Annotated in this window: 1 protein-coding gene; it reads right to left on the reverse strand. The window is 68.9% G+C overall.

Going from position 1 to position 868, the window contains the following annotated elements:
- Positions 1-774 (reverse strand): slipin family protein (locus P1P70_RS45185; RefSeq protein WP_319248376.1); only part of this gene is annotated, 774 nt, incomplete at its 3' end.
- Between the last annotated feature and the right edge of the window lie 94 nt (positions 775-868).

The following is an 868-nucleotide window of genomic DNA, read 5'->3' on the forward strand; positions in this document are numbered from 1 at the left end:
GTCCGGTGGGGGGCCCGCCTGGGCGCGTTCCAGGAAGCGGAGGAGTTCCACCGGGAAGGGGAGGACCAGGGTGGAGTTCTTCTCGGCGGCGACCGCCACCACCGTCTGCAGCAGGCGGAGTTGGAGTGCGGAGGGGGTGTCGGCCATCTCCTTCGCCGCCTCGGCCAGCTTCCTCGACGCCTGCAGCTCCGCGTCCGCGTTGATGATGCGGGCGCGGCGTTCCCGGTCGGCCTCGGCCTGGCGGGCCATGGAGCGCTTCATGGTGTCGGGGAGGGACACGTCCTTGATCTCGACGCGGTCGATGGTGACGCCCCACTCCACGGCGGGGCTGTCGATCATCAGCTCCAGGCCCTGGTTGAGCTTCTCGCGGTTGGAGAGGAGGTCGTCGAGGTCGCTCTTGCCGATGATGGAGCGCAGGGAGGTCTGGGCCATCTGGGAGACGGCGAAACGGTAGTCCTCGACCTGGACGACCGCGTTCGCGGCGTCGACGACCTTGAAGTAGACCACCGCGTCGACTCGTACGGTGACGTTGTCGCGGGTGATGCCCTCCTGGGCCGGGACCGGCATCGTCACGATCTGCATGTTGACCTTGCGGATGTGGTCGAGGCCGGGGACGACCATGGTGAAGCCGGGGGTTCTGGGCGTGCCGCGCAGGCGGCCGAGGCGGAAGACCACGCCTCGTTCGTACTGTTTGACGACTCGGGCCGCGGCGGCGACGTAGACGACTGCGGCGGAGCCGATCGCCGCGGCGGTGATGAGCAGCGTCTCGACCATGACGACCCCCTGAGCCGTCCGCTCTCGGTGCGTGATGGGTGCGTATACCACGATATGCCGGAAGTGGGGGGTGGGGCGAGTGTCGGCCGGGGGG

This window comes from Streptomyces sp. MB09-02B, assembly GCF_033794485.1.
Taxonomy (GTDB): Bacteria; Actinomycetota; Actinomycetes; order Streptomycetales; family Streptomycetaceae; genus Streptomyces.